At 73.7% G+C, this 12,579-nt stretch carries 15 protein-coding genes; 6 read left to right on the top strand and 9 right to left on the bottom strand.

Features of this window, described 5'->3' with window-relative positions:
• Positions 1 to 29 precede the first annotated feature (29 nt).
• Positions 30 to 782, bottom strand: a complete 753-nt coding sequence (thyX, locus tag FB388_RS08355; protein WP_142099102.1) for an FAD-dependent thymidylate synthase — start codon at positions 780 to 782, stop codon at positions 30 to 32.
• A gap of 99 nt (positions 783 to 881) precedes the next feature.
• Here thyX and FB388_RS08350 point away from each other — a divergent pair, with 99 nt between their 5' ends.
• A complete protein-coding gene (locus FB388_RS08350; RefSeq protein WP_142099101.1) occupies positions 882 to 1,400 on the top strand; it encodes a toxin-antitoxin system HicB family antitoxin in 519 nt (172 codons plus the stop codon).
• Positions 1,401 to 1,405: 5 nt separating this feature from the next.
• On the top strand, positions 1,406 to 2,359 hold the full coding sequence (locus FB388_RS08345) for a DUF4097 family beta strand repeat-containing protein (protein WP_142099100.1): 954 nt from the start codon (positions 1,406 to 1,408) through the stop codon (positions 2,357 to 2,359).
• Positions 2,360 to 2,496: 137 nt separating this feature from the next.
• Here FB388_RS08345 and FB388_RS08340 read toward each other — a convergent pair whose 3' ends face one another.
• Both FB388_RS08340 and FB388_RS08335 read right to left on the bottom strand, forming a co-directional pair.
• Complete coding sequence (locus tag FB388_RS08340; protein ID WP_142099099.1) at positions 2,497 to 3,783, bottom strand: winged helix-turn-helix domain-containing protein; 1,287 nt, start codon at positions 3,781 to 3,783, stop codon at positions 2,497 to 2,499.
• Complete coding sequence (locus FB388_RS08335; RefSeq protein WP_246121746.1) at positions 3,780 to 4,724, bottom strand: EamA family transporter; 945 nt, start codon at positions 4,722 to 4,724, stop codon at positions 3,780 to 3,782. Before FB388_RS08335 ends, FB388_RS08340 begins: the two co-directional genes overlap by 4 nt.
• Before the next feature lie 70 nt (positions 4,725 to 4,794).
• Here FB388_RS08335 and FB388_RS08330 point away from each other — a divergent pair, with 70 nt between their 5' ends.
• Positions 4,795 to 5,367, top strand: coding sequence for a GNAT family N-acetyltransferase (locus FB388_RS08330; protein ID WP_142099097.1), 573 nt, complete (start codon positions 4,795 to 4,797; stop codon positions 5,365 to 5,367).
• Here the strand turns inward: FB388_RS08330 and dapB are convergent.
• The 4 genes from dapB to FB388_RS08310 form a co-directional block, all read right to left on the bottom strand.
• The gene (gene dapB / locus FB388_RS08325) at positions 5,364 to 6,119 is read right to left on the bottom strand and encodes a 4-hydroxy-tetrahydrodipicolinate reductase (protein ID WP_142099096.1); all 756 of its coding nucleotides are present in this window, start codon (positions 6,117 to 6,119) and stop codon (positions 5,364 to 5,366) included. The two genes, FB388_RS08330 and dapB, sit on opposite strands and share 4 nt — an antisense overlap.
• 179 nt (positions 6,120 to 6,298) lie before the next feature.
• Positions 6,299 to 6,778 (bottom strand): DUF456 domain-containing protein, encoded by a 480-nt coding sequence (locus tag FB388_RS08320; RefSeq protein WP_211361821.1) that lies wholly within the window; start codon positions 6,776 to 6,778, stop codon positions 6,299 to 6,301.
• 34 nt (positions 6,779 to 6,812) lie between these two features.
• Positions 6,813 to 7,391 (bottom strand): dihydrofolate reductase family protein, encoded by a 579-nt coding sequence (locus FB388_RS08315; protein ID WP_142099095.1) that lies wholly within the window; start codon positions 7,389 to 7,391, stop codon positions 6,813 to 6,815.
• Between the two features lie 42 nt (positions 7,392 to 7,433).
• A complete protein-coding gene (locus tag FB388_RS08310) occupies positions 7,434 to 7,856 on the bottom strand; it encodes a DUF6069 family protein (protein WP_142099094.1) in 423 nt (140 codons plus the stop codon).
• Between the two features lie 215 nt (positions 7,857 to 8,071).
• Here FB388_RS08310 and FB388_RS08305 point away from each other — a divergent pair, with 215 nt between their 5' ends.
• Together FB388_RS08305 and FB388_RS08300 are read left to right on the top strand one after the other, a co-directional pair.
• Positions 8,072 to 8,431, top strand: a complete 360-nt coding sequence (locus FB388_RS08305) for a YciI family protein (protein ID WP_142099093.1) — start codon at positions 8,072 to 8,074, stop codon at positions 8,429 to 8,431.
• Between the two features lie 13 nt (positions 8,432 to 8,444).
• Complete coding sequence (locus FB388_RS08300) at positions 8,445 to 9,650, top strand: RNA polymerase sigma factor (RefSeq protein WP_142099092.1); 1,206 nt, start codon at positions 8,445 to 8,447, stop codon at positions 9,648 to 9,650.
• 129 nt (positions 9,651 to 9,779) lie between these two features.
• Here FB388_RS08300 and FB388_RS08295 read toward each other — a convergent pair whose 3' ends face one another.
• Positions 9,780 to 10,343, bottom strand: a complete 564-nt coding sequence (locus FB388_RS08295; RefSeq protein WP_142099091.1) for a TetR/AcrR family transcriptional regulator — start codon at positions 10,341 to 10,343, stop codon at positions 9,780 to 9,782.
• A 59-nt stretch (positions 10,344 to 10,402) separates the two neighbouring features.
• On the opposite strand from FB388_RS08295, the gene FB388_RS08290 reads away from it, so the two are divergent.
• The gene (locus FB388_RS08290; protein WP_142099090.1) at positions 10,403 to 11,191 is read left to right on the top strand and encodes an SDR family oxidoreductase; all 789 of its coding nucleotides are present in this window, start codon (positions 10,403 to 10,405) and stop codon (positions 11,189 to 11,191) included.
• A gap of 57 nt (positions 11,192 to 11,248) precedes the next feature.
• Here FB388_RS08290 and FB388_RS08285 read toward each other — a convergent pair whose 3' ends face one another.
• Positions 11,249 to 12,568 (bottom strand): M16 family metallopeptidase, encoded by a 1,320-nt coding sequence (locus tag FB388_RS08285; protein WP_142099089.1) that lies wholly within the window; start codon positions 12,566 to 12,568, stop codon positions 11,249 to 11,251.
• Between the last annotated feature and the right edge of the window lie 11 nt (positions 12,569 to 12,579).

Below are 12,579 nucleotides of genomic sequence, written 5' to 3'. Positions count from 1 at the left end.
CGAATGATTGGTGCTGGGCGCGGGCGGGCCTACCCCTCCGTGACGAACGGGCTCGACGCGATCTCGGAGCCGTCCTCCAGCTTGCCGATCTCGAAGTCGTTGAACACGTTGGGCACCTCGCGCTGCAGCTGGCGCAGGCACTCGATGGCGAGCGCGCGGATCTCGACGTCGGCGTGCTCCGTGGCCCGCATCGCGATGAAGTGGCGCCACGCCCGGTAGTTGCCGGTGACGACGATGCGGGTCTCGGTGGCGTTGGGCAGGATCGCCCGCGCCGCCTGCCGCGCCTGCTTGCGCCGCAGCGTGGCGTCGGGGACGTCGGCGAACCTCTTCTGCAGGCCCTCCAGCAGCGCCTCGTACGCCTCGACGGACGCGGCGGCCGCCTGCGTGAAGAGCTCGTGCAGCTCGGGGTCGTCGGCGATGACGTCGGGCTCCACCATCGCGGCGTCGCGCTCGGGCACGTACCGCTGGGAGAGCTGGCTGTAGGAGAAGTGGCGGTGGCGGATGAGCTCGTGGGTGAGCGAGCGGGACACCCCCGTGAGGTAGAAGCTCACCGTGCCGTGCTCGAGCACCGACAGGTGCCCGACCTCCAGGATGTGGCGCAGGTAGCCGGCGTTGGTGGCCGTGGCCGGGTTCGGCTTCGACCACGACTGGTAGCAGGCCCGGCCCGCGAACTCGGCGAGCGCCTGGCCGCCGTCGGCGTCGGTGGTCCACGGCACGCCGGCCGGCGCGATGAACTCCGTCTTTGCGACGAGCTGGACGCCCAGCGGCGGGGTCTGCGGCATGGCGGAAGCGTAGCCACGGGCACCGACGGAACCGGGCCTGACGCCATCTGACGTCACAGCCCCCTTGACTGACGTCACTGATGACGCCATATTGATGTCATGGACTTGAGTCAGTACGTGCAGCAGCTGCGCGAGGACCTCGCGTCCGCGGCCGCCGCAGGCGACGAGCAGACGCAGCGCACCGGCGCGCTGCTCGGCGCCGCCATCGAGCCCGCGGCCCGGCTCGCGCTCATGAACGCGCTCTCCGACCTGGCCGCGGAGGTCACCGCCGCGCTCGGCGACCGCGTGGTCGAGGTGCGGCTCGACGGCCGCGACGTCCGCGTCGCGGTGAGCCGTGACGAGGCAGCCGAGTCCGGCCCGGAGCCGGAGCCGCCGTTCCCCGGGTTCGGTGACTTCCGGGGGGCCGACGCCGGCGACATCAGCCGCATCACGCTGCGGCTCGTCGAGCAGATCAAGAACCAGGCCGAGCAGGCCGCGGCGGCGCAGGGCGTGTCGCTCAACTCGTGGGTCGCGCAGGCGGTGCAGGGCGCGCTGGCCGGCCAGCGCAAGCCGGGCCGCCACGGCGACTGGACGCGCGACCGCGGCGGCAAGCGCCTGCGCGGCTGGGTGGAGGGATGACAGACGTGAGCGAGTCCGACATCAACTTCGAGAAGGACTTCCCGGAGGAGGGCCCCGCTCTCGTCCGCCAGCAGAGCTGGTCGGTCGACGGCCCGGCCGAGCTGGAGATCGCCGCCGACATCGGCCGGATCCGCGTCCACCTCGAGGACCTCCCCGAGGGCGGCGGGGAGCTGCGGGTCGAGGTGCGCCACGACCCGTCGGCGAACACCGCGGTGACCCAGGGGATCTCCAGCCTGATCAACTGGCTGGGCAACGCCACCGGAGGGGGCTTCGGCAACGCGGAGCAGCTCGCCGCCGACGCCGTGTCGGCAGCCGAGATCAGCTGGTCGGAGAGCGGGCGGCGGCTCGTGGTGCGCTCTTCCCAGGACCTCCCGCTGCGGTCGGTTCCGCTCGCGATCACCGTCTGGGCGCCCACCCGCTCCCGGCTTGCGGCGCGGATCGGCGCCGGTGACGTGCGGGTCAGCGGCCGCGCCGGGTGGGCGGGCGTGCGCACCGGCTCCGGCAACGCCACGCTCGACGGCGTCGACGGCGACGCCGACGTCACCACCGGCTCCGGCGCCATCGACCTCGGCCCCGTCACCGGACGGGCGCGGCTGCGCACCGGTTCCGGCGCGGTCCGGGCCGCCTCCACCGGCGGCCCCACCGAGATCAAGACCGGCAGCGGCGACATCGTCCTCGGCGAGGTCAACAGCGACGTGCGGCTGCGGACGGGATCCGGTGACGTCACCGTGTCCGACGCGCGCAGCGGGGATCTGGAGATCACCACCGGCTCCGGCGGCGTCCGCATCGGCGTGCACCCGGGCGTGGGCGCCGAGCTCGACCTGGTGTCCGGCTCCGGGAAGGCCCGCAGCGAGCTGGACGTGTCCGGGGAGGCACCGCAGAAGCCGACGGCCCTGCAGGTGCGCGGGCGCACCGGCAGCGGCGACGTCCTCGTCGCGCGCGCCGCGGTTCCCGCCTGAGCCACGTGCTTCCGCGGGCGGCACCATCGTCGATGGGGAGCGACGAGGGTGCCGTCCGCGCTGCCGGCGGGGAACAGGATCAGCCGCGGGGGTCGGGCAGCCGCCTGCTGAGCAGCACGACGCCCCACCGCCGCCAGCTAGACGCCCGCGGACACCGATACGGCCGGCAAGCTGGCAACGCTGCGGCTCTGAGCCCGAACCTCGCGCAGCAGCGGGGCGGCGAGGTCGCCCCGCTCCCCCACCTCGACCCCGTCGAGCCCGAGCCAGTCGGCCATGGCCTGCAGCTCCGCGGCCAGCTCCGCGACGACGCGCGGGACGTCGACCCCCTCCTCGGCGAACGCTCCCGGCACCCGCAGCACCCCCGCCACCCGGTCGGCCTTGAGGTCGACCCGGGCCACCAGCTCGCCGTCGAGCAGGAACGGGAACACGTAGTAGCCGTACCGACGCTTCGGCTCCGGCACGTAGATCTCGATGCGGTAGTGGAACCCGAAGACGCGCTCCGTGCGGGCCCGCTCCCAGACCAGCGGGTCGAACGGGCAGAGCAAGGCGCGGCCGGTGATGCGCCGCGGCACGCGGGCGCCCGGAACCCGGTACGCCGGCCGCTCCCAGCCGCGCACCTGCACCTGCTCCAGCCGGCCCGCGTCGACCAGCTCCGCCACCGCCACCTGGCTGCGCTTGGGGGCGAGGCGGTAGTAGTCGCGCAGCTCGGGCTCGGTGGCCACGCCCAGCGCCACCGCGGAGCCCAGCACCAGCGTGCGGGACGCCTCCTCGGCGCTCGGCGCCGGCGCGGCCAGCACCTCGGGCGGGAGCACGCGCTCGGGCAGGTCGTAGAGCCGCTCGAAGTGGCGGCGCGTGCCGGTGGTGAGCGAGCCGATGCCGAAGAGGTACTCGCAGACGCGCTTGACGTCGGAACGCTCCCACCACGACGCCCCGGGCGGCCGCGGCCGGGTGGGCGCCTCGAGCGCCTTCTCGATGGCCCCCGCGCTGATCGGGCCCAGCTCCTTGACGGCGGCGAGGATGTCGTCGACCAAGCCGGGGTGGCGGTCGACCAGTGGCTGGTAGGTGCGCCACCACCGATCGCGGAACGCCCCTGACCACAGCAGCGGCCACTCCTCCACGGGCACCAGGCTGGCCTCGTGGGCCCACGCCTCGACGAGCAGCCGGGGCTTGCGCGCCGAGTGGGACCAGGCGGCGTCGTCGACGAGAGCGCGGTCGTAGGGCCCCAGCCGGCTGAACACCGGCATGTAGTGGGCGCGGACGGCGACGTTGACCGAGTCGAGCTGCAGCAGCCGGACCCGGCCGAGCACCCGCAGGAGGTGGCGGCGCGTGGGCGGGCCGGACGGCCGCGGGTGGGCGAACCCCTGGGCGGCCAGCGCCGCCCGGCGCGCGGCGGCGGGACCTATCGTCTCGACGGTGGACGTCACGAGGTGGATGTTGCCAGCTCACCCCGACGTTTTCGGGGGCGCTCCGACACGATGACCACGACCACCGCGAGCAGCACGACGCCACCGCCTGCCAGCTGGCCCGCGGAGAAGCTCTCGCCGGCCACCAGCACGCCGAGGAGCACCGCGATCACCGGGTTGACGTACGCGTAGGTCGCCACCGTCGACACCGGGAGCGCCGCCAGCGCGTACGCGTAGGCGCTGAAGGCCATCAGCGACACCACCACGGCCATGTAGCCCCACGCCCACCAGGCCGCCGGCTCGACGGCGGCGAGGTCGGGCCGGTCGCCCGCGAGTGCGCTGCCGGCCATCAGGATCGCCCCGCCCACCAGCATCTGCCCCGCTGCCAGCGCGAACGGATTGGCCGGGACGGGCATCCGGGTGGTGGCGAACGTGCCCGACGCCCACCCGACCGCGGCCAGCAGCACCAGCCACGGCCCCCACCACGCGGTGCCGAACACACCTCCCGAACCGGCCGACGGCGCGGCGAGCAGCAGCAGGGTGAGGCCGGCCACGCCGAGCCCCACCCCGCCGATGGTGGTGCGCCGCGGCCGGTCCCCCGTGAGCATCCGCAGCACGACGATCCACATCGGCACCGACGCGATCAGCAGCGCGGCCAGCCCCGAGGCCACGTACTGCTGGGCGATGGTGACGAGCCCGTTGCCCCAGGCCGGCAGCAGCAGCCCGGCGAGCGCGGTGGTGCCGAGCTGCGGCCAGGTCATCCGGAACGCACCCGGCCCGGAGAACACCAGCACCAGGATCCCGAGCAGCGAGCCGCCGACGAGGAAACGCACGCCGCTCGCGAAGAGCGGCGGCAGGTCGGTGATTATGAAGCGGTTGGCGAGGTACGTGGAGCCCCACAGCACGTAGACCACGCCCAACGCGGCCCACGCGAGGGCCGGCCGGCGAGCAGCGGCATTCACCCCTGCAACGTTGCCATAGCGAATGATGGCCGGCTGCCGAGTTGCCGGACGCGTGGGCTTGGATGGGGTCATGGCCACCGCCGCCGTCCGCCCCGCGACGCCCGAGGACGTCCCCGAGATCGTGCGGATCCAGGCCGACACCTGGACCACCGCCTACGCAGGCCTCGTGCCCGCCGCCGCGCTGGAAGGGCTGCGCTCGCCCGCGGCGCGGGCGGCGTGGGCAGCGGCGGTGGAGGCGGGCGATGGCCACCACGTGCTCGTGGCCACCGAGGGCGAGTGGACCGTGGGCTTCTGCGCCGCGGCCCCAGCCGTTGCGCCGGACGGCGCCGTCGCCCCGTCCGCTCCGACGCTCGGCCCCGAGGCGTGGGCGGAGATCAGCGCCCTGCTCGTGGAGCCGCGCTGGGGCAGGCGCGGCCACGGCGGCCGCCTGCTGGCCGCTGCGGCCACCCACCTCCGCGCGGACGGCGCCCGCTACGGCCTCGCCTGGGTGCCGGAGGCCGACACCGCGAGCCGCAACTTCTACAAGTCGGCGGGGTGGACGCCCGACGGCACGGTCCGCGTGCTGGACACGGGCGAAGGCGAGCTCCGCGAGGTCCGGGTGACCGGCGCCCTGGACCTGGAGCTGACTCCGCACACCCACTAGTCCTGGAGGCCGAGGAGGGGCTCCAGGCCGACCGTGAGGCCGGGGCGCTCGCGCACCGCCCGCACCGCCATCAGCACCCCGGGCATGAACGACGACCGGTCGAACGAGTCGTGGCGGATCGTCAGCGTCTCCCCCGTGGTTCCGAGCACGACCTCCTGGTGCGCCACGAGGCCGGGCAGGCGCACCGAGTGCACGCGCACGCCCTCGACCTGCGCGCCCCGGGCGCCGGGGAGCTCTGAGGTGGTGGCGTCGGGCACCTCGCCCGTACCGGCCTCGGCCCGCGCGGCCGCGATCAGCCCCGCGGTGTGCACCGCCGTGCCCGACGGCGCGTCGACCTTGCCCGCGTGGTGCAGCTCGATCACCTCGACGGACTCGAAGAACCGCGCCGCCGTCCTCGCGAACTGCATCATGAGGACGGCTCCCACCCCGAAGTTCGGCGCGATGAGCACGTGCCCAGGCCGGGCGTCGAGCCGCGCGCGCACGTCGGCGAGGCGGGCCTCGTCGAACCCGCTGGTGCCGACGACCACCGCGATGTCGTGGTCGAGGCAGAACTGGAGGTTGTCCAGGACGGCGCCGGGCTGGGTGAAGTCGACGGCCACCTGCGCGCCGGCATCCGTCAGCGCGGAGAGCGGGTCGCCGTCGTCGACGCCCGCGACCAGCGTCACCCCGTCCGCCGCCTCGACGGCCGCGCAGACCTGCGTGCCCATCCGCCCTCGCGCGCCCAGCACGCCGACCCGAATCTCCTCGCTCACAGCGAGGAAGGCTAGTGCCCCGCCCCGGAAGGTTGGCGCGTAGATCGGTGGATCCAGGCGTTCGCTGGCAAGGCGCCGCGCGACCCTCGTACCGGGCGTACTCGGGTCGTGCGGCAACGCGGCCAGCGGGCGCCTGGGCCGCCGAGGTACGTGATGAACCTTTCGGGGCGGGGCACTGGTCAGGTGAGGAGGAGCGCCCCGACCCACACCGCCGCTGCGAGCAGTCCCGTGGCCATCTCGATCACGATGCTCCAGCCCACGGCCGCCAGCGCGCGCCGGGTGGAGGGCCACGCGGCCTCGTGCCCACCGAGGCGGGCCAGCTCGGCGAGGTAGATGCCGAGCACGAACCCGATGAAGAGCCCCACGACCGGGATCACGAAGAACCCGACCACGCCGAGCACCGCGCCGGCCGCGATGGTGCGGCCGGGTACCCCCGAGTCGCGCAGGCGCCGCCCCGGCACCAGGTACTTCACCACCGACCCGACGAGCACGATCGCGACGACGATCCCGAGCACGGTCCACGCCACGAAGTCGGCGCGCCCGACCGCCCAAACCCCCACGCCGGCCACGACCAGCACCAGCCCCGGGAGGATCGGCAGCGCGATCCCGACGATGCCGACGACCACGAGCACCGCGGCGAGCACGGTGGCGACATCCACTCCCCGATGATGTCACGTGCGCGCACGGACGGACTCAGCCGTGCAGGGTGGGCCGGTAGATCAGCTCCTGGGTGTGGCCGTCGAGCGTCCGGCTCTCGACCAGCTCGAGGTCGAAGTCGGCCCCGCCCCGGAAGATCGGATCCAGGCCGGTCCGGCCGGTGATCACGGGAAAGAGCGTCACCTGGACGCGGTCGACCAGACCCGCTGCCATCAGCGCCCGGTTCATCGACAAGCTGCCGTGCGAGCGCAACGGCACATCCGACTCCTCCTTGAGCCGGGCGACGACGTCGACCGCATCGCCGCTCAGGACGGTCGCATCAGGCCAGTCGAGCGGTTCTCGCAGCGTGGTCGACACCACCGTCGCCGGCAGGTTCCTCATCCGCGTGACCCACGGGTCGCGGACCTCGGATTCCTCGGTGCTCGCGGCCAGCATCTGCGCGAACGCCCGGTACGTGGTGGCCCCGAAGACCATCCGCTGCTCCTCGCCGTACAGGGCGAGGCGGTGCTCGAGCAGCTCCGGGCCTTGCTTGCCCCAGTAGCCGCCCCAGTCGCCGCCGGCGGCACCGAAGCCGTCGAGGCTGGAGAAGACGTCGAAGGTGTAGGTAGCGGTCATGGCGCTCTCCTCGAGTGCGGTGGATCGGGGTGTGGGGACGGGTCAGGCGCGCAGCCGGCGGGCGACCGCGGGGATCACGATCGCCGCGGCCACCAGGTGGGTCACCATCAGCAGGACCTTGGTGCCGGTGGCGGCGTCGGCGAGCACGTCCGGCACCAGGGAGAGCACGGTCAACGCGATCGTGGTGCGGATCCAGGTGGTGCGCGGGTGCCGGGCGAACCGGCGCAGTCCCACGGCGATGAGCAGGCCGATGACCGAGAAGATGACGGTCAGGGTCGCGAACCCGGACGCCGGGATCGACGCACCCGCGACGTCGAGGCTGATCCCCACCGCCGAACCGGCGGCGGCGACGGCCGCGGTGGCGACCGCGGCGACGACGGTGGCGACGGCCCCGTCCCGCAGGAGCGATCCGACCGAGGGAACGGCGGAAGCGGTGGCGGTGGGGTTGGTGACGATGGCGGACATGGTGACCTCCGGTGCTTGGTGCGACCGGCTGCGTGCCGGTCTCTCACCCTGGCTACGAACGGGCTCGACACCGTTCGACATGTCCCCCGGACAACTTTCGAAGATTTTTCCGGAGTGGGTGCCGGCTCGCCGTCGGCGCTGTTGACGCGCGTGGCCGCCACCGCGATCGTGATCCCGGCCATCGCCCGCCGCCTGATCCTCCGGAGGGGTTCGCGTTGAGGAACTACCTGCTCGCCGTCCAGCTCGACGAGAGCGCGCCGCCGGAGCCGGAAGAGGAGGTGCTGGCGCAGATGGCCCGGACGGGCCGGGTCAACGACGAGCTGCAGGCCGCCGGTGCGTGGGTGTTCGCCGGCGGCCTGCAGCACTCGGACGCCAGCACGGTCGTCCGTCCTTCGGGCGGCACGATCACGATGACCGACGGCCCGTTCGCCGAGACGAAGGAGCAGCTCGGCGGGTTCTGGGTGATCCAGGTCGACGACCTCGACCAGGCGCTGGCCTGGGCCGAGAAGTGCGCGCTGGCCTGTGGACAGCCGGTCGAGGTGCGCCCGTTCGACGACGGGTCGCGCCGACGCTGATGGACCTGCGCTGATGGATCTGAACGGCGTCTACCGGGCGGAGTACGGCCGGTGCGTGGCCACGCTGACGCGCATCCTCGGTGACATCGGGCTCGCCGAGGACGCCGTCCAGGACGCGTTCGCGGTGGCCGTCCGGAAGTGGGACGGGGCGCTGCCGCCCAACCCCGGTGCGTGGATCGTCACCACCGCCCGCAACCGGGCGATCGACCGCCTGCGCCGCGAGTCGACGCGGGAGGCCCGCCACGCGGAGGCGCTGCTGCTGCACCGGCCCGACGAGCCGGAGGAGGTGGGACCGGTGCGCGACGACCAGCTCCGCATGATCTTCACCTGCTGCCACCCGGCGCTGTCGCCGCTCGCGCAGACCGCGCTCACCCTGCGCCTGCTCGGGGGTCTGGAGGTGGCGGAGATCGCGCGGGCCTACCTGGTGCCGGAGGCGACCGTCTCCCAGCGGATCGTCCGCGCGAAGAAGAAGATCCGCGACGCCGGCATCCCCTACCGGGTGCCAGACGCCGCCGAGCTCCCCGATCGGCTGTCAACGGTGCTCACCGTGCTCTACCTGGTCTTCAACGAGGGCTACACGTCGACGTCCGGGCAGCTGCTGCGGACGGACCTGTGCCTGGAGGCAGTCCGCCTGGCCAGGGCGCTCGCCGGGCTGATGCCCGACGAGCCGGAGGTGCTCGGACTGCTGGCGCTGCTCCTGCTCGTCGAGGCCCGCCGGCCGGCCAGGGTGGGACCTGCGGGTGAGCTGGTGGTGCTCGCGGAGCAGGACCGGTCGCTGTGGGACCGGGAGCTGATCGCGGAGGGCCACGAGCTGGTGCGGCGGTGCCTGCGCCGTGGCCGGCCAGGGCCCTACCAGTTGCAGGCCGCGATCAACGCCGTGCACACGGACGGATCGGCCACCGACTGGGCGCAGGTGCTGGCGCTCTACGACCAGCTCCTGCAGCACGCCCCGACCCCGATCGTGGCGCTCAACCGCGCCGTCGCCGTCGCCGAGGTGCACGGACCGGCACCCGCGCTGGCCATCGTCGACGAGCTGGACCTGCCGGGCTACCACCTGCTGCCCGCCACCCGCGCCGACCTGCTCAGCCGCCTCGGCCGCACCTCGGATGCGGTCGCGGCCTACGACGAGGCGATCGTCCTGGCCACGAACGACACGGAGCGGACCTTCCTCGAGACGCGCCGGGCGCGGCTGATGCCGGGAGGCGCTTCGGCGCGCTGATCCTTCGGTACGTTCCGCGGAACGCACTCTTGCGTTGGCGCGCCGTTCCCGGCCGGGAACGGATGGTGCCGGCCGAGCGCCTCGGCAGGAACGGCTCGCATGCGGACCGGGTTCGTGATGCAGGACGCGCTACTGCCGGTTCAGCAGTTCACGGGCCAGCGCGAGCGCCGCAGCAGCCCGTTGCTCCGCTGTTCCGCCGAGCTGCGCGCCGCGCGATTCGGCCATCACCAGGGTGCTCAGGGCGAGCCGGCCGCGGATGCGGCCGTCGATGTCGTCGCCCGGGCCGAGTGATCGCGCCAGGGCGTCGAGGTGGTGGAGCAGCTCGGCCGCCGCCGGGAGGCCGGCGAGCGCGTGCTCGTTCACCCGGGCGCACACGAGCAACGCGCCGTGCTCGCCCCCGATGAGCGCGGCGAACCGGTCCAGGGCGTCGCGTCGCCGGTGCCAGGGGGCCGGCGCCGGCTGCAGGGACTCCGTGAGCTCGGCGAGCTCGGGCAGAACCCGGTTGTACGAGCTCGTCAGCACGTCTTCCTTGCTGCGGAAGTGGTGGTAGAGCGCCGGGCGGGTGATGGCGAGCCGCTCCGCGACCTCGGCCAGCGTGGTTCGCTCGTACCCCTGCGTCGTGAACATCTCCAGAGCGGTGGCGCGGATGCGCTCGCGGGTGTCGGTGCGCCGGCCGTCCGCGCGTTCGCTCATGCCGGGCAGCATCCCATCCGACTAACTGACTTACACGTAAGTAAGGTACCTTCGGCGGCATGGAGCCCGATCAAGACGTCGTCCACGAGGGGTTGTCCGGCCGCCGGGTACTCGTGACGGGCGGCAGCCGGGGACTGGGAGCGGCGATCGTCCGGCGCTTCGCAGCCGCCGGCGCCACCGTCCTGGCCTCCGCCCGCACGGCACCGGAGCCGGGTGAACTGCCCGCGACGTTCTTCGCGGCCGATCTCGCCACCGCCGAAGGGGCCGCGGACCTGGCCCGCCGGGTGCTCGACGCCGCGGGCGGCGTCGACGTCCTGGTCGACAACGCCGGCAGCGCCTCTCCGCCGGCGGACACCCTGCTCCGCAGCGACGAGACCTGGGAGACCGACCTGGCGCTCAACCTGCTTGGCGCGGTCCGGCTCGATCGGCACCTCGTGCCCGGGATGGTCGAACGCGGGCACGGCGTTGTCGTCCACGTCTCGTCGATCGCGAGCCGGTTGCCGCAGCCGGGTCAGGTCACCTACGCGGCGGCGAAAGCCGCGCTCAACACCTACAGCCGTGCCCTGGCCGCCGAACTCGGCCCGAGCGGCGTGCGGGTGGTGAACGTGCTACCCGGCTTCATCCCCACGCCGGGGGCGATCGCCCACCACCGCGAGATCGCCGAAAGCCGCGGCGTCAGCCTCGAGCAGGCTCAGCGGGACCTGGCCACCAGCCTCAACGTCCCGATGGCCCGGCCCGGCTCACCCGAGGATGCGGCCGAACTCATCGTGTTCCTCGCCTCGGACCGCGCCCGCTGGCTGACCGGCGCGCAGTACCGGGTGGACGGCGGCATCCTGCCCGTTGTGTGAACACTGCGACGGCCGGGCGAGCCGACGACCGACCAACCACTCCGGCGGCGAGACCGGCTACGCCAGCGCCCGGAGGGAGTAGGGGAGGTCGCGCTCGTCGTCGTAGGGGCCGACCACCGCGGCCGTGAGAGGCTCCGTCAGGAGTTCGGCGGCGAGCGCCTTCACCTGGTCGACGGTGACCGCGGCGATGCGGTCGAGGCTCTCGGCGATCGTGCGCTGGCGGCCGTGGTCGAGCTCGGAGCGCCCGATCCGGTTCATCCGCGACGGGGTGTCCTCCAGCCCCAGCACGAGGCCGCCGCGCAGGTTGCCCTGGGCGCGGGTGAGCTCCGCGGGGGTGAGGCCGTCGGCGGCCACCTCGGCGAGGACGGCGCGCACGACCGTGACGACCTCGTCGAGCCGCTCGGGCGCGCACCCGGCGTACACCGAGAAGCTGCCGGCGTCGGCGTAGGCGGACAGCGCCGAGTAGACCGAGTACGCCAGGCCGCGCTGCTCCCGGACCTGCTGGAAGAGCCGCGAGCTCGGCCCACCGCCCAGTGCGGTGTTGAGCACGCTGAGAGCGGTGCGCCGCGGGTCGTGCCGCGGGAGGCCGGGCACGCCGAGCATCAGGTGCGCCTGCTCGGTGTCGTCGGGGCGCACGACGAGCCGGGGCCCGGCCGCCAGCTGCGCTGGCGCCGGGTGGCGCGGGGCAACCGGAACGGCGCCGCCCGCCCGCGCGGCCGCGGCGGCCAGCGCGCTCGACACCAGCTCGACGACCTCGCCGTGCGTCAGGTTGCCGGCCGCGGCCACCACCATCCGCGGGGTGGTGTACTCGCCGCGCCAGAAGTCGTGGAGGGTCTCCCGGCTCATCCGCCGGATCGACTCCTCGGAACCGATCACCGGCCGCCCGAGCGGGTGGTCGCCGAACAGCGCCTCGTCGAACAACTCGCCGAGCAGGTCCTCGGGGTCGTCGTCGCGCATCGCGATCTCCTCGAGCACGACCCCGCGCTCGATCTCGACGTCCGGCGGCGCCAGCGTGGCGTCGGTGACCACGTCGGCGAGCACATCGACCGCGAGCGGCAGGTCCGTGTCGAGCACGTGCGCGTAGTAGCAGGTGTGCTCCTTGGCGGTGAACGCGTTGAGGTCACCGCCGACGGCGTCGAACTGCTCGGCGATCTCCACCGCGGTGCGCCGCCGGGTGCCCTTGAACAGCAGGTGCTCGAGGTAGTGCGCGGCGCCTGCCTGCAGCGGCGACTCGTCACGGGAGCCGATGGCGATCCAGATCCCGAGCGACACCGACCGCACGCCCGGCACCGTCTCGGTGACGACGCGCAACCCGCCGGGCAGCTCGGTGCGCAGGACGCCGCCGGGGGCGGAGGCAGCAGCCCCCGCCCCCGGCATCAACACGCCTG

The organism is Pseudonocardia cypriaca, assembly GCF_006717045.1.
GTDB classification, from domain to species: Bacteria; Actinomycetota; Actinomycetes; order Mycobacteriales; family Pseudonocardiaceae; genus Pseudonocardia; species Pseudonocardia cypriaca.
Note: the sequence above shows the minus strand (reverse complement) of the source record. Positions and strands in the feature narration are given on the sequence as shown.